Genomic DNA, 16,614 nt, shown 5'->3' on the forward strand with positions numbered 1-16,614 from the left:
CGCTCGAACAGGCCGGAGGTGACGCATGCGGATTCTGATTGCCGAAGACGACCAGGTGCTGGCCGATGCCCTGCTGCGCAGCCTGCGCACCTCGGGCGCGGCGGTCGACCACGTGGCGAACGGCTCGCAGGCCGACACCGCGCTTATGACACACGACGAGTTCGACCTGCTGATCCTCGACCTCGGGCTGCCCAGCCTGCACGGCATCGAGATCCTCAAGCGCCTGCGCGCGCGCGGCTCGCAGCTGCCGGTACTGGTGCTCACCGCGGCCGACAGCGTCGAGGAACGCGTCAAGGGCCTGGACCACGGCGCCGACGACTACATGGCCAAGCCCTTCAGCCTGCAGGAGCTCGAAGCGCGCGTGCGCGCCCTCACGCGGCGCGGCATGGGCACCACCAGCAACGCCATCCGCCACGGCCCGCTGGTGTACGACCAGGCCGGCCGCGTGGCCACCATCGACGGCAAGATGATCGAGCTGTCGGCGCGCGAACTAGGGCTGCTCGAAGTGCTGCTGCAGCGCGCCGGCCGGCTGGTGAGCAAGGACCAGTTGGTCGACCGCCTGTGCGAATGGGGCGAGGAGGTGAGCCTCAACGCCATCGAGGTCTACATCCACCGCCTGCGCAAGAAGATCGAGAAGGGGCCGGTGCGCATCGCGACGGTGCGCGGGCTGGGCTACTGCCTCGAAAAGATCCAGTGACGACGACGCGGCAGCCGCCACGCGCGGGCGGCGGCACGCCGGAGGACTCGGCGCGATGAAGCTCTTTCAGCGTGCGCAGCGCTCGCTTTTCGGCGAGATCCTCGACTGGATGCTCACGCCGCTGCTGCTGCTGGTGCCGGTGAGCATCGGCGTCACCTGGCTGGTGGCGCAGGGCATTGCCAACGCGCCCTTCGACCGCGCGCTCGAACACAACGTGAAGGCCCTGGCCGAACTGGTGACGGTGAAGGAAGGGCATACGCAGTTCGTGCTGTCGCAATCGGCGCGCGAGATCCTGCGGGCCGACGACGCCGGCCACGTGTACTACCAGCTGCTCGACGGCCACGACACGCTGCTGAGCGGCGAGCGCGACATTCCGATGCCCGGCCTCGACGAGCCGCTGCCGGCCGGCCAGGTGTTCCTGCACAACAGCGCCCTGCATGGCAAGGAGGTACGCGTGGCCTCGATGTGGATCGCCAGCGGCACCGACGACGTGCCGCCCACGCTGCTGCAGCTGGCCGAGACGCGCGAGAAGCAGTCGGTGCTCGCGGCCGAGATCATCAAGGGCGTGCTGCTGCCGCAGTTCGCCATCCTGCCGCTGGCAGTGCTGCTGATCTGGCTGGCGCTGGTGCGCGGCATCAAGCCGCTGTCGGTGGTGGAGGCGCGCATCCGCGAGCGGCGCCCGGGCGACCTGAGCCCGCTCGACGAATCGTCGGTCCCGCTGGAAGTGGTGCCGCTGGTGTCGTCGGTGAATGAACTGCTCGACAAGCTCAACGATTCGATCGGCACGCAGAAGCGCTTTCTGGCCGACGCGGCGCACCAGCTGAAGACGCCGCTCGCGGGCCTGCGCATGCAAGCCGACCTGGCGCAGCGCGAAGGCGCCAATGCCGACGAGCTCAAGCAATCGCTCAAGCAGATCGGCCGCGCGAGCAAGCGCGCCACGCACACGGTGAACCAGCTGCTGTCGCTGGCGCGCGCCGAAGGCAACAGCGCCAATGCGCACCACCAGCCCTGCGATCTGGCGAAGCTCACCATCGAGGTGGTGCGCGAGGCGGTGCCGCGCGCGATCGAGAAGCGTATCGACCTGGGCTACGACGGCGCGGAAGCCGGCGCACCGGGCGTGATGTTCGACGGCAACGCGACGCTGCTGAAGGAGCTCGTGCGCAACCTGGTCGACAACGCGATCAACTACACGCCCTCGACGCCCGAGCGCCCCGGCCTGATCACCGTGCGCGTGCTGGCCGACCCCTTCGGCCACGTGCTGCTGTTGCAGGTGGAGGACAACGGCCCCGGCATCGCCGAGGTCGACCGCGAGCTGGTGTTCGAGCCCTTCTACCGCGTGCTCGGCAACGAGGCCGACGGTTCGGGGCTGGGGCTGCCGATCGTGCTGGAGATTGCGAACCAGCACCGCGCGCAGGTGAAGCTGGAAGATGCGCATCCAGGCAAGCTGCCGCCGGGAGCGCTGTTCACAGTGCGCTTCGAGGGTGAAGCGGCACCTTGATTGATCAGGGGAGTCAGGGAGCAGGCGCGCCCGGCTTCGCTTCCTTGCGGATCTGCAGCCACTCGGGGTGGATCTGGCGCGACATGCGCTGCGGCTCTCGCTCGTTGAGCGCGGCCGGAGCCAGGCCGAAGCCGGCAAGATCGCCGCGCGCCCACAAGAAATAGCCGGCGTTGGCCAGCAGCAGGACGATGAGGAGCAGGCGCAGCTTCATACGTGTCAGAGGGTCATGCCGCGAGGGCGCACGCTCACTTCATCGCTGGAAATCAGCTGCAGGCCGGCGTCGGTGCGCACCTGCAGCTCTCCACCCCAGGCCACGCCTTCGCACAGGCCGGCGGTGCCGTCGCTGAGCACCACTTCGCGGCCCCGCAGCACGTCGCGTGCTGCAAAGCGCTCGGCAAAGGACGCGAAGCCCCTGGCCTCGAATTCGAGCACGCTGCGCACCAACGGCTCGGCCAGTTCGCACAGCACTTCGGGCGCATTGGCCTCGGGGTGCCACTGGCGCAGCCAGGCCGGCGGCGTACGCATGCCGTCGCCTTCGCGCGCGCCGATGTTGATCCCGATGCCGATCACGAGATAGCGCGGCGCATCGGCGCGGCCGGCGGACGGCAGCGCGGTTTCGATGAGGATGCCGACCAGCTTGCAGTCGTTCACCCACACGTCGTTGGGCCACTTGAGGCCGACCTTGTGTGCGCCCAAGGGATCGAGGCTTTCGGCCACGCTGACACCGACGGCCAGTGAGAGGCCCGACCAGTCGGCAGGCGCCAGAGGCAGGCCGAGCGAGAAGGTCAGCGAGGCCGACTCTTCCTGTTGTGGCGCGCTCTGCCAGGGCCGCCCGAGACGGCCGCGCCCCGCGGTCTGGCGCTCGGCCACGAGCAGCACGGGCTCGATGCGGCCGGCACGCGCGCGGCGCATCAGCTCGGTGTTGGTGGAATCGATTTCGGCCACGGCCTCGACCGCGAAGCCGGGCAGCAGCGGAGCGACCGACGCGGCGATCCGGTCTTCGAACCAGGCGGCCGAGGTGCTGCTGCTCATGGTCAGTCCTCGGCGGACTTTTCCTTCTTGGCGGATTTTTTCTCCGCCTTCTTTTCGGATTTCTTCTCGGCTTTTTTGTCGGCCTTCTTTTCCGCCTTCCTGGCTTCTTTCTTCTCGGCCTTTTTCTTTTCAGCCTTCTTCTTTTTCTTCTTTTTCTTCTTCTCGTCCTCATCGTCCTTGGGCGTCAGCAGCGTGCCGCGGCACTGCTCCGAGCCGCACCAGCAAGGAAATTCGGACAGAAGCTTCGGCGTGTACGGCTCGTCGATGATCAGGCCGTAGTCGTAGTTGAGCTCTTCGCCGGCGGAGATGTTGCGCAGCGCCTTGATATAAACGCGCCCATCGACCTCGTCGGCTTCGCAGTTCGGCTCGCACGAGTGGTTGATCCAGCGGGCGGCGTTGCCCTTGACGTTGCCGTCGATCACACGCCCGTCGTCGATGTGAAAGTAGAAGGTGTGATTCGGCTGGGCCGGGTCATGCGGATGGCGGCGCAGCGCCTCCTTCCAGTTGATGACTTCGCCCTTGTATTCGATCAGCGTTTCGCCCTCGGCCAGGTCCTGCACGGCGAACACGCCGTTGCCATGGACATTCGAGCGCCGCGTCTGGATTCGGCGACCGGCGGAAAGTGGGGATTTGGAAGGCATCGCCGAAGTCTGTTAGTTTGAATATGCACACATGCGCGTGTGCGCGTGCGCACGCGGGAAGCCGCAGAGTATAGAGAGCCCTTAGATGACAAAGACTTTGGTAATCGCAGAAAAGCCGTCGGTGGCACAGGACATCGTCCGTGCCCTCACGCCGGTTGCAGGGAAATTCGACAAACATGACGAGCATTTCGAGAACGACACCTATGTCGTGACCAGCGCTGTCGGTCACCTGGTCGAAATCCAGGCGCCCGAGGAGTTCGACGTCAAGCGAGGCAAATGGAGCTTTGCCAACCTGCCGGTGATCCCGCCTCATTTCGACCTCAAGCCGGTCGACAAGACGAAGACGCGCCTGAACGCCGTGGTCAAGCAGGCCAAGCGCAAGGACGTGACGCAGCTCATCAATGCCTGCGACGCGGGGCGCGAGGGCGAGCTGATCTTCCGCCTGATCGAGCAATACGCCGGCGGCAAGGCGGGCCTTCACAAGCCGGTCAAGCGCCTGTGGCTGCAGTCGATGACGCCGCAGGCCATTCGCGACGGCTTCGACGCGCTGCGCACCGAAAAGCAGATGCAGGGCCTGGCCGACGCCGCGCGCTCGCGCTCGGAGGCCGACTGGCTGGTGGGCATCAACGGCACGCGCGCCATGACCGCGTTCAATTCGCGCGACGGCGGCTTCTTCCTCACGACCGTGGGCCGCGTGCAGACGCCGACTCTCTCCGTCGTTGTGGAGCGCGAGGAGCAGATCCGCAAGTTCGTCTCGCGCGACTACTGGGAAATCCACGGCAGCTTCGCGGCCGAGGCCGGCGAGTACCCGGGCAAGTGGTTCAACCCCGACTGGAAGAAGGCCAACGCGCCGCTCCTGGCCAACGGCGAGCCCGACTCCGAACAGCGCGCCGACCGCGTGTGGAACGAGCAGGAAGCCCGCGCCATCGCCGACGCCTCGCGCGGCAAGCCCGCCACGGTGACGGAAGAGAGCAAGCCCACCACGCAGGCCTCGCCCGCGCTGTTCGACCTGACCTCGCTGCAGCGCGAGGCCAACGGCCGCTTCGGCTTCAGCGCCAAGACTACGCTGGCGCTGGCACAGAGCCTCTACGAACGCCACAAGGCACTGACCTACCCGCGTACCGATTCGCGCGCGCTGCCGGAAGACTATCTGCCGGTGGTCAAGCAGACCATGGGCATGCTCGCCACGAGCGGCATGAAGCACCTGGCACCGTTCGCGCAGCAGGCGGTCGATGGCAACTACGTCAAGCCCAACAAGCGCATCTTCGACAACGCCAAGGTGTCGGATCACTTCGCCATCATCCCGACGCTGCAGGCGCCCAGCGGCCTGAGCGATGCCGAGCAGAAGCTCTATGACTTCGTGGTGCGCCGCTTCATGTCGGTGTTCTTCCCGAGCGCCGAGCACCAGGTGACCACGCGCATCAGCACGGTGGAGCAGGGCGGCAAGAAGTATCCTTTCCGCACCGACGGCAAGGTGCTGGTGAAGCCGGGCTGGCTCGCCATCTACGGCAAGGAAGCACAGGACGACGAAAAGGAAGACGACAAGGACGGCAAGCGCCTCGTGCCGGTGAAGCCGGGCGAGATCGTGAACACCGAGTCGGCCGACATCAAGGGCCTGAAGACGCGCCCGCCGGCACGCTACTCGGAAGCGACGCTGCTCGGTGCCATGGAAGGCGCGGGCAAGACCATCGACGACGACGAGCTGCGCGAGGCCATGCAGGAGAAGGGCCTCGGCACGCCAGCCACGCGCGCCGCCACCATCGAAGGCCTGATCACCGAGAAGTACATGCTGCGCGAAGGCCGCGAGCTGATTCCTACGGCCAAGGCCTTCCAGCTCATGACGCTGCTGCGCGGCCTGGGCGTGGAAGAACTCTCCAAGGCCGAGCTGACCGGCGAGTGGGAATACAAGCTCGCGCAGATGGAGAAGGGCGCGCTCAGCCGCGACGCCTTCATGCGCGAGATTGCGGCGATGACCGAGCACATCGTCAAGAAGGCCAAGGAATACGACCGCGACACCGTGCCGGGCGACTACGCGACCCTGCAGACGCCGTGCCCCAATTGCGGCGGCATCGTGCGCGAAAACTACCGCCGCTACGCCTGCACCGGCAAGAGCGGCACCGGCGAGGACGCCTGCGGCTTCTCGTTCGGCAAGTCTCCGGCCGGGCGCACCTTCGAGGTGGCCGAGGCCGAGGCGCTGCTGCGCGACAAGCACATCGGCCCGCTGGAAGGCTTCCGCTCCAAGGCCGGCTGGCCCTTCACCTCCGAGATCGTCATCAAGTTCGACGAGGAAGCGAAAAACTGGAAGCTGGAGTTCGACTTCGGCGACGACAAGAACGAAGACAGCGGCGAGATCGTCGACTTCAGCGAGCAGGACACCGTGGGCCCGTGCCCGGTGTGCGGCGCACCGGTGTTCGAGCATGGCAGCAACTACGTCTGCGAGAAGTCGGTGCCGACCAATGCACAGCCCACGCCGAGCTGCACCTTCAAGACCGGCAAGATCATCCTGCAGCAGCCGGTGGAACGCGCGCAGATGGAAAAGCTGCTCGCCACCGGCAAGACCGACCTGCTCGACAAGTTCGTGAGCATGCGCACGCGCCGCGCCTTCAAGGCCTTCCTGACGTGGAACGCCGAAGAGGGCAAGGTGACCTTCGAGTTCGCGCCGCGCGAAGGCGGCAGCAAGTTCCCGCCGCGCAAGACCTTCGGCAAGGCCGCGCCCGCGGGCAAGACGGCTGCGGCCAAGAAGGTTGCTGCGAAGAAGACGCCCGCCGCCAAGAAGGCACCGGCAGCGAAGAAGGCCGCGGCACCGCGCAAGCCCGGCGCGGGCCTGAAGCCCAGCGATTCGCTGGCCGCGGTGATCGGCGCCGAACCGGTGGCGCGCACCGAGGTCATCAAGAAGCTGTGGGACTACATCAAGGCCAACGGCCTGCAGGACGCGGCCAACAAGCGCGCGATCAATGCCGACGCCAAGCTCAAGCCGGTGTTCGGCAAGGACCAGGTGACGATGTTCGAACTCGCGGGCATCGTGGGCAAGCACCTCTCGGCGCCCTGAGCCATGCGGCGCAGACACTTCAGCGCAAGCGTTGTTGCGATGGCCGTCGCGCTGCTGGGCAGCGCGGGCCTGGCCCACGCCGCCGCGTGGCCTGACAAGCCGGTCAAGCTGGTCGTGCCCTTTCCGCCGGGGCAGGCCACCGACATCTTCGCCCGCGCGCTTGCCGAGCAGCTCGGCAAGCGGCTGGGCCAGCCAGTGATCATCGACAACAAGGCCGGTGCCGGCAGCAACATCGGCACCGAGTTCGTGGTGCGCTCGCAGCCGGACGGCTACACGCTGGTGGTGGCCGGCAGCGCGATGGCTGTGAACCAGACGCTCTATGCCAAGCCGGGCTTCGACCCGCGCAAGGACCTGACGGGCATCTCGCTGATCGCGAAGGTGCCGCTGGTGTTTCTTGCAACGCCCGAGAGCGGCATCCGCACGCTGGCCGAACTCACGGCGCGCGCCAAGGCCGAGCCCGGCCGGCTGAGCTACGCGAGCGCCGGCATCGGCGGCACGCAGCATCTGTCGGGCGAGATGTACAAGTCTGCGGCGCATGTGTTCATCACGCACATTCCGTACCGGGGGAGCGGGCCGGCGCAGTCGGACTTCCTGGGCAACCAGATTCCGCTGATGGTCGACTCGGTGACGGCCGCGCTGCCGCACATCAAGTCGGGCAGGGCGGTGGCGCTGGCCGTCACCTCGGCCACGCGCTCGTCGCAACTGCCCGATGTGCCCACCGTGCGCGAAAGCGGCGTGGCAGGCACCAAGAACTTCGAGGCCGTGGGCTGGCTCGGCCTGATGGCGCCGCGCGGCACGCCGGCCGACATCGTCGAGCGGCTCAATCGTGAAGTGACGGACATCCTGAAGAGCGAGCAGATGGCGCGCTTCATCCGCGAGCGCGGCTCCGAGCCCGCACCCACGACGCCGGCCGAGTTCGACCGCTTCGTGGCGAGCGAGATCGGGGTGTGGGGTGCGGCGGTGAAGGCTTCGGGCGCGAAGCCCGAATAAGCAGGCATTAAGCAGGCATCAAGCAGGCGCCTGCGCCTCTTTGCCGCGATCCACCTCCGCGAGCAGCCAGCTGCGGAAATGATCGAGCGTGGCCAGCTGGCCGCGCCCTTCCGGGTAGCAGAACCAGTAGCCCTCGTTGCCGCGGTAGCCGCCGCCGGGCAAGGGCTCGTCCACAAGCCCGGAAGCGATTTCGTCCTGCACCAGGCAGCGCGGCACCAGCGCCACGCCCATGCCGACCATCACTGCGCGGATCATGGTCTGGAACTGGTCGAACTGCGGCCCCGCCAGCGGGTCGAGCCCCCGCACGCCATGCGCCTCGCTCCACTGCAGCCACGACTGCGGCACGCTCACGTGGCGAAGCAGCGTGCAGCGCGCCACGTCCTGCGGCGTGCGGATGGCCACCTCGGCCTGCGCGGCGCGCGGGGCGATCAGCGCCACGTCCTGCCCGGCGAGGTAGTGCGAGCGGGCGCCGGGCCAGTGGCCGTCGCCGAAAAGAATGGCGCAGTCGAGCTCGGGCCGCTCGAAGTCATAGCCATGCACGAAGGGCACGAAATGCAGCGTGATCTGCGGATGCGCGCGCTGAAAGTCGGGCAGCCGCGGAATCAGCCACTTGGCGCCGAAGGTGGGCAGGGCGGACAGGTGCAGCGCGCCGCCGCCGTCGCCGCTGGTAATGAGCTCCAGCGTGGCCGCCTCCAGCTGCGCGAGCGTGGCGCGCACCGCCTTCTCGTAGCGCTCGCCGGCCGGCGTGAGCGCCAGGCGCTTGCGGCTGCGCTCGAACAGCGTCGCGCCGATCCAGCGTTCGAGCTCCTGCACCTGCTTGCTGACCGCGCCCTGCGTGAGGTGCAGCGCCTCGGCCGCGCGCGAGACGCCGCCGAAGCGCACGACGGTCGAGAAGGCGCGCAGCAGGTTCAGGGGCGGGTTGAGACGGCGCAGTGACATGGGCGGAGTGACATGGCGGGATGCCCATTAAAACATTCCAGATCGGAATGTTAGCTGGTCTATCCTTTGCTTCAGGTAATGCAGCGAATCGCTCCATCACTCTCTGTTTCATTGGAAGAAACCCATGCTACGTCGTCACTTCATTTCCACCCTGGCCGCTGCTTCCGTCGTGCCAGGAATATCCTTCGCCCAGGGCAAGCCGATTCGCCTCGTCGTGCCGTTCCCGCCCGGCGGCGCCACCGACATCACGGCGCGCGTGCTCGGCGAGCCCCTCGGCAAGATCCTCCAGCAGCCCGTGGTGATCGACAACCGCGCCGGCGCGGGCGGCTCCATCGGCATGGCCGAGCTGGCACGCGCCACGCCCGACGGCCTGACCTTCGGCGTGGCCACGCTGTCCACCCACGGCGTGAACCCGGCCGTGTACCAGAAGCTGCCCTACGACCCGATCAAGGGTTTCGTCGCCGTGACCGAGCTGGTGAAGGCGCCGGGCGTGATCGTCATCAACCCGTCCGTGCTGCCGGTCGGCAGCTTCGCGGAACTGGTGAAGTACCTGAAGGCCAACCCCGGCAAGGTGTCGTACGCCACGCCGGGCAACGGCACCATCGGCCACATGTGGGGCGAGCTGTTCAAGAGCAGCACCGGAACCTCGATGGTGCACATCCCCTACCGCGGTGCGGGCCCGGCCATCAACGACGTGCTCGCGGGCCAGGTGCCGGTGTACTTCGACCAGGTGGCCTCGTCGCTGCCGCACGTGAAGTCGGGCAAGCTGAAGGCGCTGGCCGTGTCCTGGAGCGGCCGGCTCGACGTGCTGCCCGAGGTGCCGACGTATGGCGAGCTGGGCTATCCGGTCAACAACGATCCTTCGTGGTTCGGCATGGTCGCACCCGCCGGCACGCCGGCCGAGATCGCGCTGCGCATGCAGCAGGCCGTGGCCACTGCGCTGAAGGACCACGCGGTGCGCGAGCGCCTTGCGTTGCAGGGGCTGTACGCCTCGGGCACCACGCCTGCCGAGTTCGCCAGGCAGATCGCGGGTGAGATCGAGAAGATGAAGAAGGTGGCCGAATTCGCCCGCATCCGATTGGACTGACCGACACCTGCCTATGCATCCTGTTCTGAAACTGATCCAAACCCGCGCCCAGGTGACGAGCGTCGCCGGGCATACCCCGCTGGTGCTCGACTCCCCGCACAGCGGCACCGTCTACCCAGAAGACTTCCGCACGGTGCGCGAGCTGGCCACCCTGCGCCGCGCCGAGGACACGCACGTCGAGAAGCTCTACGCCTTCGCGCCCGCCATGGGCGCGGCCTGGATCGAGGCGCACTTTCCGCGCAGCTATCTCGACGCCAACCGCGACACGACCGAGATCGACACCACGATGCTCGACGGCTCCTGGACCGATCCGGTTTCCACCGACCCGCGCGTGCTGTCGAAGGTGCGCCTGGGCAAGGGCCTGATCTGGAAGCTCACCGACGAAGGCCTGCCTATCTACGACCGCCAGCTCCCGGTGGACGAGGTGCGCCAGCGCATCGACACCTGCTGGCGGCCGTACCACGCGGCGGTGGCGCAGGCTGTAGCCGAGGCGCATGCGCGCCACGGCTACAGCATCCACATCAACTGCCACTCGATGCCGGCCATCGCGGCCAGCCACGCGACGGACTTTCCGGGCCTGGCGCATGCCGACTTCGTGATCGGCGACCGCGACGGCAGCACGGCCGACCCGGCGCTGTCGCAGAAGATCTGCGAGCACCTGCGCGCCTTCGGCTACAGCGTGGACTACAACCACCCGTACAAGGGCGTGGAACTGGTGCGCCGGCACGGCAAGCCTGCCGAACACCGGCACAGCATCCAGGTCGAGATCAACCGCAAGCTGTACATGGACGAGGCCACGCTGGCGCTCGACGAGGCCGGCGCGGCGCGGCTGCAGGGCCATCTGCGCTCGATGGTCGAAATGCTGCTGGCCACGGACCCGCGCTGATCCTTTGCAGCTCGATCAGGCGCCGGCGGGCGTGAAGTCGGTCGACACCGACAGCGCCTCCCACGCCTTGATCTCCTCCTGCAACGCGCCGAGCTTCTCGCGCACCACTTTCACCGCATCGGGGCCGAGCAGCAGGTGGGCCGGCGGGTTCGCGGCCTCGGTGATCTGGATCATGGCGCGCGCCGCCTTCACCGGATCGCCGTCCTGCTTGCCGCTGCGTGCCAGCCGCCGCTCGCGCACCGGGCCCATCACCGGCGCGTAGTCGGCAATGGTCTGCGGTGCGCGCACCATCGAGCGGCCCGCCCAGTCGGTGCGGAAGCCGCCGGGCTCCACGGCAGTCACGTGGATGCCGAAGCTCGCCACCTCCTTGCCCAGCGTCTCCGAGATGCCCTCGAGCGCGAACTTGCTGCCGTGGTAGTAGCCCAGCCCCGGAAAGGTCACGATGCCGCCCATCGACGTGATGTTGAGGATGTGGCCGCGCCGGCGCGCCCGCATGAAGGGCAGCACCGCCTTGGCGACGGCCACGGCGCCGAACACGTTCACCTCGAACTGCTGGCGCAGCTCGTCGAGCGACGATTCCTCGACCGTGCCTTCGTGGCCATAGCCGGCGTTGTTGACCAGCACGTCGATCGGGCCGACCGAGGCCTCGACCTCGGCCACCACGCGGGCCACTTCGGCGCCCTGCGTCACGTCGAGCAGGCGGCCGAAGGAGCGGCCGGGCTGCAGCGCATCGAACTCGGCGCGCGCGGCCTCGTTGCGCAGCGTGCCGACCACGCGGTGGCCGGCGGCCAGCGCCTCCTGCGCCAGCGCGCGACCGAAGCCGCTGCTGACGCCGGTGATGAACCAGGTCCTGGGAGAAGAAGAAACCGTCATGGCGATGTCCTTGAAGGGTGGATGGAAGAACCGATGGCCTGACTGTGCGCGCGCCGCATCGCTTTGATAATCCGCCCAATCGACGAAGCACCTTGAAGGTTTTCTTCAAGATCAACCGGATTCCACCCATGCGCCAGGACCAGCTAGACGGACTCGTCACCTTCGTGGCCGTGGCCGAAACACGCGGCTTTTCGGCCGCGGCGGTGCAACTGAGCGTCTCGCCCTCGGCCGTGAGCCAGGCGGTGCGGCTGCTCGAAAAGCGCGTGGGCGTGCCGCTGTTCAACCGCACCACGCGCAGCGTGAATCTCACCGAAGCCGGCGCGCGCTTTCTGGAACGCATCCGCCCGGCGGTGCAGGAGCTGGCCTCGGCCTCCGACGAGCTGAGCGACAGCGCCGAGCGGCCCGCGGGCCTGCTGCGACTCACGGTGCCTCGCGCGGCCTACCTGTTCGTGCTGCAGCCGGCGCTCGGGGGCTTCCTGCGGGCCTATCCGCAGATCGACGTGGAGGTGTCGATCGACAGCGCGCTGGTCGACATCGTGGGCCGGGGCTTCGACGCCGGCATCCGCTTCGGCGGCATGGTCGAGCGCGACATGGTGGCGGTGAAGGTCGGCGGGCCGCTGGCCAACAGCATCGTCGCCGCGCCGCGCTACCTGGCCGAACGCGGCACGCCGGTGCACCCGCGCGAACTGCTGGCGCACGACTGCATCGGCTTTCGCTTCGAGAGCTCGGGCCTGCTGGAGCGGTGGGAGTTCGAGAAAGACGGCGAGGCCATGACACTCGCGGTGAGCGGCCGCCTCGTGATGAACGACGTGGCCGTGATGCTCGACGCGGCGGTCGAAGGCATCGGCATCGCCAACCTGATCAGCAGCTACACCGAGCGCCACGTCGCCGACGGCCGGCTGGTGCAGCTGCTGGCCGACTGGACCACGCCGCTGCCCGACCTGACGCTGTACTACCCCGACCGCAGGCGCGTGCCGCCCAAGCTGCGCGCGCTGATCGACTGGCTGCGCGAAACAACCTTGTCGGCGCCGGGTGTGTTGTTACAGGGCGAGCGGGCCGGCGGCCTATAGTGGGCCGGCAACAACCGTCAACCAAACCATCTCTTGGAGTTTCCAGTGAAGCCAATCATTGCTGCTGTGTTCGCGATCGCAATGGGCGCGCTGGTGTCGGGCTGCGCAGGCACGGGTTCGGCCCCGGCCAGCAGCGGCGCCAATACATCGGGCGCGACCGGCGGCAGCGGCGTCACGGTGTTCGGCACCATCGACGCCAGCGTCAGCGGCACGACGAACAAGTCGTCGCGCTGATCAGTGCGCGCCGCCTAGCGTCGCAGCAGCGCCTGGCGCAGCACGCGCGCAGCGCGGTCGCGGATCTTGCCGGAGCTGGAGCGCGGCGGCACCTTCGGCGCGACCTTCGCGGTGGCGCAGGCCCACAGGAAGTCATGCAGGATCGGCGTGTCGTCGACCGTCTCTGTGCTGCCGTACTTGTGGAATTCGGGGTGCCACTGGGTCGCGGCGATGTAGCTGCGACCCTTGTCGGGGCGGCGGCGGATGGCCTCGGGCACGCGGTCGGGCAGGCTCCAGGCCTCGATCTCGAAACCGGGCGCGAGGCCCTTGATGCCCTGGTGGTGGATGCTGTTGACGCGCGCCTTCTCCACCTGCGGGTAGAGCTTCGACAGCCGCGTACCTTGAACCAGTTCGATCTCGTGGAAGTTCTGGTCGTAGGTCACCGGGTCGCGGTGGCGCAGGCCGCCCTCGTGCTGCGCCTCGATGTCCTGGTAGAGCGTGCCGCCAAAGGCCACGTTGATGAGCTGCAGCCCGCGGCACACGCCGAAGATGGGCTTGCCGGCCTGCTCGAAGGCTTCGACCAGCGCGAGGTCGTAGAGGTCGCGGATCTGGTCGCCGATCCATGCGTCCTTCAGAGGCACCTCGCCGTAGCTGCCGGGCCAGACGTCGGCGCCGCCGTGCATGACCACGCCGTCGAGCCATTCGGCGTAGTGCGACAGCTTGGTGTCGCCGCGCGCGGTTTCGCCGGTGGGGCAGGGCACCATCACCACCATGGCGCCGGCGGACATGAGCCAGTGCGCGATCGATTGCTCGACGTACTGCAGCGTCTTGTTGGTGAAGAGCGAGCGGGCCGGGTCGGCGTGCGAGAAGCAGGCGGACAGGCCGATCTTGAGCCGAGCGGAAACAGGTTGTGTCATCGCGGGACTGTCGTCGGTGGGAACCGGTCGATTGATGCGAAAAGGAAAGTCCATTTTGGCTCGTTGGCCTCTCGCACGGGGTCGGACGACACGCCAAGTATGCTTTCAACGCTGCCCCAACGAATAAGGAAGACAAGCCGATGAAAACGATCAAGGGCCCCGCCATCTTTCTGGCCCAGTTCGCGGGAGACACCGCGCCGTTCAACACGCTCGACGGCATCGCCGGCTGGGCCGCCGGGCTGGGCTACAAGGGCGTGCAGATCCCGAGCTGGGATGCCCGCCTGTTCGACCTTCAGCGCGCCGCCGAAAGCAAAACCTACTGCGACGAGGTGAAGAGCACGCTGGCAAAGCACGGCCTGGAGATCACCGAGCTCTCGACGCACCTGCAGGGCCAGCTGGTGGCGGTGCACCCGGCCTACGACGCTGGCTTCGACGGCTTCGCGGCGCCCGAGGTGCGCGGCGATCCGGTGCGGCGCCAGCAGTGGGCCGTCGAGCAACTGCACTTTGCGGCAAAGGCCTCGGCCAACCTCGGGCTCAAGGCGCACGCGACCTTCTCGGGCGCGCTGGCCTGGCCGTACCTCTACTCGTGGCCGCCGCGTCCGCCGGGCCTGATCGAGGAAGCCTTCGACGAACTTGCGCGCCGCTGGCGGCCGATCCTCGACGCCTTTGACGCCGTGGGCGTGGACGTGGGCTACGAGATCCACCCCGGCGAAGACCTGCACGACGGCGTGAGCTACGAGATGTTTTTGGAGCGCGTGAACAACCACCCGCGCGCCTGCCTGCTGTACGACCCGAGCCACTTCATGCTGCAGCAGCTCGACTACCTGGCCTACATCGACCACTACCACGAGCGCATCAAGATCTTCCACGTGAAGGACGCCGAGCTCAACCCGACCGGCAAGCAGGGCGTGTACGGCGGCTTCCAGAGCTGGATCAACCGGGCAGGGCGCTTCCGCTCGCTGGGCGACGGGCAGGTGAACTTCAAGGCCATCTTCTCGAAGATGGCGCAGTACGACTTCCCGGGCTGGGCGGTGCTGGAGTGGGAGTGCTGCATCAAGCACCCCGAAGACGGCGCGCGCGAAGGCGCGAAGTTCATCGCCGACCACATCATCCGCGTGGCCGACCGGGCCTTCGACGACTTCGCGGCGGGCGGGGTCGACGTGGCGGCCAACAAGCGGGTGCTGGGGATCGGCTGACCGATCCTCAGAGCAACGCCACCAGCCGCCGGATGGCGCCGTCGATCTGCGGCGCGGCTATGAGGCCGTAGCCGAAGGCAAGGCCGTTGGGCGCGCCAGGCGCGTTCGGGTCGAGCGCGTAGCGCGACAGCGGCGGCAGCGTGATGCCGGCTGCGGCCGCGCGTTCGACCACAGTGTGGTCGCGCGTGTCGCCGTGCAGCCAGGCCGACAGGTGCAGGCCCGCATCTGAAGGAATCGCTTCGAGCCTGCCCGCGCAGTGGCATGCCAGCGCATCGAGCAGCACGGTGCGCCGCGCGCCGTAGATCTTGCGCATCTTGCGGATGTGGCGCGCCAGGTGCCCTTCGGCGATGAAGGCGGCGAGCGCCTCCTGGCCGAGCACCGGGCCGTGCCAGTCGGCCAGCTCGCGCGCCCGCACCAGCGCCGCGCGCGCCCACGGCGGCGTCACCACGAAGCCAAGGCGCAAGGCGGGAAACAGGCTCTTGGAAAAGGTGCCGATGTAGAAGACCGACTCGGCGCGGTCCAGCGTCTGCAGTGCATCGAGCGGGCGGCCGGCGAAGCGGAATTCGCTGTCGTAGTCATCCTCGACGACGACAGCGTTGCGCGCCCGCGCGAAGGCCAGCAGGGCGGCGCGGCGCTGCGGCGACATCGCGACGCCGGTGGGGAACTGGTGCGAGGGCGTCACGCAGACCACGCGCGCCTCGGGCGGGATGCGGTCCACGCACAGGCCCTCGCCATCGGTCGGCACTGTCATCACTCTCGCGCCCGCGGCCAGCATGGCTTCGCGCAGCGAGGGATAGAACAGCTGCTCGACCGCAACCACCGTGCGCCCCGGCACGACGAGGATGCGCGCGAGCAGCCCGAAGGCCTGTTGTGCGCCGGCCGTGACCACGATGTCGTCGGCGGTGCAGCCGACCGCGCGGGTGAAGGACACGTGCTTCGCGATGGCCTCGCGCAGCGCGCCCTGGCCTTGCGGGTCGGCGTAGTCGGCCGTCTGCCGCGCGACGCGGCGCAGCGCGCGGTCGCTCAGGCGGCGCCAGATATCGAAGGGAAAGACGCTCACGTCGGGCAGGCCGACGCGGAAGTCGTCGCGCGCGGGCTGCGGCTGCAGCGTGGGGGCGAGGTCGGCGCCAGGAACGTTCAGCGGCACCAGCCGGGGGTCACGCCGGGCCGTCGAGGCCTTCGTGCTGCGGCCGCGCCGGGATGCCGGCAGCGTGTCCGCCACGTAGGTGCCGGCGCCGGGGCGCGCCAGCAGGTAGCCCTCGCTCAGCAGCAGGTCGTAGGCCGCGAGCATGGTGTTGCGCGACACGCCCAGCCGCAGCGCCAGCGCGCGCGTGGCGGGCAGGCGGGCGCCGGGCTGCAGCCGGCCGTCGAGGATGGCGCTGCGCAGCTGGCGGTGCACCTCGCGCAGCAGATCGCGCGAGCCGGCGCCCGGCAGGCGGATGGCGAGTTCGAAAAGTGGCTCCATGAACTTCGCCGATTGTGGTTCTTTTGAAGAGCCAATTGCAAACCTATTCTGGAGGCCTTGA

The 16,614-nt window shown here is 68.1% G+C and carries 16 protein-coding genes; 9 read left to right on the top strand and 7 right to left on the bottom strand.

Translation table 11 applies throughout. The features are described from left to right. Window positions 1–25 precede the first annotated feature (25 nt). Both AC07O3_RS07185 and AC07O3_RS07190 read left to right on the top strand, forming a co-directional pair. Window positions 26–697: a response regulator transcription factor gene (locus AC07O3_RS07185; protein WP_093055200.1), complete on the top strand. Its 672-nt coding sequence runs from the start codon at window positions 26–28 to the stop codon at window positions 695–697. Between the two features lie 55 nt (window positions 698–752). After that, window positions 753–2,195, top strand: coding sequence for a sensor histidine kinase (locus AC07O3_RS07190; protein WP_093076307.1), 1,443 nt, complete (start codon window positions 753–755; stop codon window positions 2,193–2,195). Between the two features lie 13 nt (window positions 2,196–2,208). Here the strand turns inward: AC07O3_RS07190 and AC07O3_RS07195 are convergent, their stop codons facing one another. The 3 genes from AC07O3_RS07195 to AC07O3_RS07205 are packed head-to-tail and all read right to left on the bottom strand — an operon-like array spanning window position 2,209 to window position 3,868. Next, entirely contained in the window at window positions 2,209–2,406 is a 198-nt protein-coding gene (locus AC07O3_RS07195; RefSeq protein WP_093055196.1) for a sporulation protein, read from the bottom strand. A gap of 5 nt (window positions 2,407–2,411) precedes the next feature. Continuing rightward, window positions 2,412–3,227, bottom strand: coding sequence for a biotin--[acetyl-CoA-carboxylase] ligase (locus tag AC07O3_RS07200; RefSeq protein WP_495338939.1), 816 nt, complete (start codon window positions 3,225–3,227; stop codon window positions 2,412–2,414). Window positions 3,228–3,229: 2 nt separating this feature from the next. Continuing rightward, on the bottom strand, window positions 3,230–3,868 hold the full coding sequence (locus AC07O3_RS07205; RefSeq protein WP_093055192.1) for an SET domain-containing protein: 639 nt from the start codon (window positions 3,866–3,868) through the stop codon (window positions 3,230–3,232). 85 nt (window positions 3,869–3,953) lie between these two features. Here AC07O3_RS07205 and AC07O3_RS07210 point away from each other — a divergent pair, with 85 nt between their 5' ends. Beyond that, a complete protein-coding gene (locus AC07O3_RS07210) occupies window positions 3,954–6,917 on the top strand; it encodes a DNA topoisomerase III (protein WP_093055190.1) in 2,964 nt (987 codons plus the stop codon). A 3-nt stretch (window positions 6,918–6,920) separates the two neighbouring features. Then, window positions 6,921–7,907, top strand: a complete 987-nt coding sequence (locus tag AC07O3_RS07215; protein ID WP_093076312.1) for a Bug family tripartite tricarboxylate transporter substrate binding protein — start codon at window positions 6,921–6,923, stop codon at window positions 7,905–7,907. Window positions 7,908–7,925: 18 nt separating this feature from the next. On the opposite strand, the gene AC07O3_RS07220 is transcribed toward AC07O3_RS07215, so the two are convergent. Further along, on the bottom strand, window positions 7,926–8,846 hold the full coding sequence (locus AC07O3_RS07220; RefSeq protein WP_307614720.1) for a LysR substrate-binding domain-containing protein: 921 nt from the start codon (window positions 8,844–8,846) through the stop codon (window positions 7,926–7,928). Window positions 8,847–8,970: 124 nt separating this feature from the next. Here AC07O3_RS07220 and AC07O3_RS07225 point away from each other — a divergent pair, with 124 nt between their 5' ends. Together AC07O3_RS07225 and AC07O3_RS07230 are read left to right on the top strand one after the other, a co-directional pair. After that, window positions 8,971–9,933 (top strand): tripartite tricarboxylate transporter substrate binding protein BugE, encoded by a 963-nt coding sequence (locus AC07O3_RS07225; protein ID WP_495338940.1) that lies wholly within the window; start codon window positions 8,971–8,973, stop codon window positions 9,931–9,933. A 13-nt stretch (window positions 9,934–9,946) separates the two neighbouring features. After that, on the top strand, window positions 9,947–10,819 hold the full coding sequence (locus AC07O3_RS07230; protein ID WP_354336579.1) for an N-formylglutamate amidohydrolase: 873 nt from the start codon (window positions 9,947–9,949) through the stop codon (window positions 10,817–10,819). A 15-nt stretch (window positions 10,820–10,834) separates the two neighbouring features. Here the strand turns inward: AC07O3_RS07230 and AC07O3_RS07235 are convergent, their stop codons facing one another. Next, complete coding sequence (locus AC07O3_RS07235; RefSeq protein ID WP_426390879.1) at window positions 10,835–11,692, bottom strand: oxidoreductase; 858 nt, start codon at window positions 11,690–11,692, stop codon at window positions 10,835–10,837. A gap of 92 nt (window positions 11,693–11,784) precedes the next feature. Here AC07O3_RS07235 and AC07O3_RS07240 point away from each other — a divergent pair, with 92 nt between their 5' ends. After that, on the top strand, window positions 11,785–12,762 hold the full coding sequence (locus AC07O3_RS07240; RefSeq protein ID WP_495338941.1) for a LysR family transcriptional regulator: 978 nt from the start codon (window positions 11,785–11,787) through the stop codon (window positions 12,760–12,762). 45 nt (window positions 12,763–12,807) lie between these two features. Next, complete coding sequence (locus AC07O3_RS07245; RefSeq protein ID WP_093055180.1) at window positions 12,808–12,996, top strand: hypothetical protein; 189 nt, start codon at window positions 12,808–12,810, stop codon at window positions 12,994–12,996. A gap of 14 nt (window positions 12,997–13,010) precedes the next feature. Here the strand turns inward: AC07O3_RS07245 and AC07O3_RS07250 are convergent, their stop codons facing one another. Beyond that, a complete protein-coding gene (locus AC07O3_RS07250; RefSeq protein WP_093055178.1) occupies window positions 13,011–13,892 on the bottom strand; it encodes a gamma-glutamyl-gamma-aminobutyrate hydrolase family protein in 882 nt (293 codons plus the stop codon). Window positions 13,893–14,032: 140 nt separating this feature from the next. On the opposite strand from AC07O3_RS07250, the gene AC07O3_RS07255 reads away from it, so the two are divergent. Beyond that, a complete protein-coding gene (locus AC07O3_RS07255; protein ID WP_495338942.1) occupies window positions 14,033–15,088 on the top strand; it encodes a sugar phosphate isomerase/epimerase family protein in 1,056 nt (351 codons plus the stop codon). Window positions 15,089–15,095: 7 nt separating this feature from the next. Here the strand turns inward: AC07O3_RS07255 and pdxR are convergent, their stop codons facing one another. Next, on the bottom strand, window positions 15,096–16,553 hold the full coding sequence (pdxR, locus tag AC07O3_RS07260; protein ID WP_495338943.1) for a MocR-like pyridoxine biosynthesis transcription factor PdxR: 1,458 nt from the start codon (window positions 16,551–16,553) through the stop codon (window positions 15,096–15,098). Window positions 16,554–16,614: the final 61 nt, after the last annotated feature.

The organism is Variovorax sp. GW821-FHT09D05, from assembly GCF_059416325.1.

Bases quoted from the DNA above. Each gene is read 5' to 3' on its own strand.
- AC07O3_RS07195 (WP_093055196.1), bottom strand. From the start codon at position 2,406: ATGAAGCTGCGCCTGCTCCTCATCGTCCTGCTGCTGGCCAACGCCGGC.
- AC07O3_RS07225 (WP_495338940.1), top strand. From the start codon at position 8,971: ATGCTACGTCGTCACTTCATTTCCACCCTGGCCGCTGCTTCCGTCGTG.
- AC07O3_RS07205 (WP_093055192.1), bottom strand. From the start codon at position 3,868: ATGCCTTCCAAATCCCCACTTTCCGCCGGTCGCCGAATCCAGACGCGG.
- pdxR (WP_495338943.1), bottom strand. From the start codon at position 16,553: ATGGAGCCACTTTTCGAACTCGCCATCCGCCTGCCGGGCGCCGGCTCG.
- AC07O3_RS07210 (WP_093055190.1), top strand. From the start codon at position 3,954: ATGACAAAGACTTTGGTAATCGCAGAAAAGCCGTCGGTGGCACAGGAC.
- AC07O3_RS07250 (WP_093055178.1), bottom strand. From the start codon at position 13,892: ATGACACAACCTGTTTCCGCTCGGCTCAAGATCGGCCTGTCCGCCTGC.
- AC07O3_RS07230 (WP_354336579.1), top strand. From the start codon at position 9,947: ATGCATCCTGTTCTGAAACTGATCCAAACCCGCGCCCAGGTGACGAGC.
- AC07O3_RS07235 (WP_426390879.1), bottom strand. From the start codon at position 11,692: ATGACGGTTTCTTCTTCTCCCAGGACCTGGTTCATCACCGGCGTCAGC.
- AC07O3_RS07220 (WP_307614720.1), bottom strand. From the start codon at position 8,846: ATGTCACTGCGCCGTCTCAACCCGCCCCTGAACCTGCTGCGCGCCTTC.
- AC07O3_RS07255 (WP_495338942.1), top strand. From the start codon at position 14,033: ATGAAAACGATCAAGGGCCCCGCCATCTTTCTGGCCCAGTTCGCGGGA.
- AC07O3_RS07215 (WP_093076312.1), top strand. From the start codon at position 6,921: ATGCGGCGCAGACACTTCAGCGCAAGCGTTGTTGCGATGGCCGTCGCG.
- AC07O3_RS07190 (WP_093076307.1), top strand. From the start codon at position 753: ATGAAGCTCTTTCAGCGTGCGCAGCGCTCGCTTTTCGGCGAGATCCTC.
- AC07O3_RS07200 (WP_495338939.1), bottom strand. From the start codon at position 3,227: ATGAGCAGCAGCACCTCGGCCGCCTGGTTCGAAGACCGGATCGCCGCG.
- AC07O3_RS07185 (WP_093055200.1), top strand. From the start codon at position 26: ATGCGGATTCTGATTGCCGAAGACGACCAGGTGCTGGCCGATGCCCTG.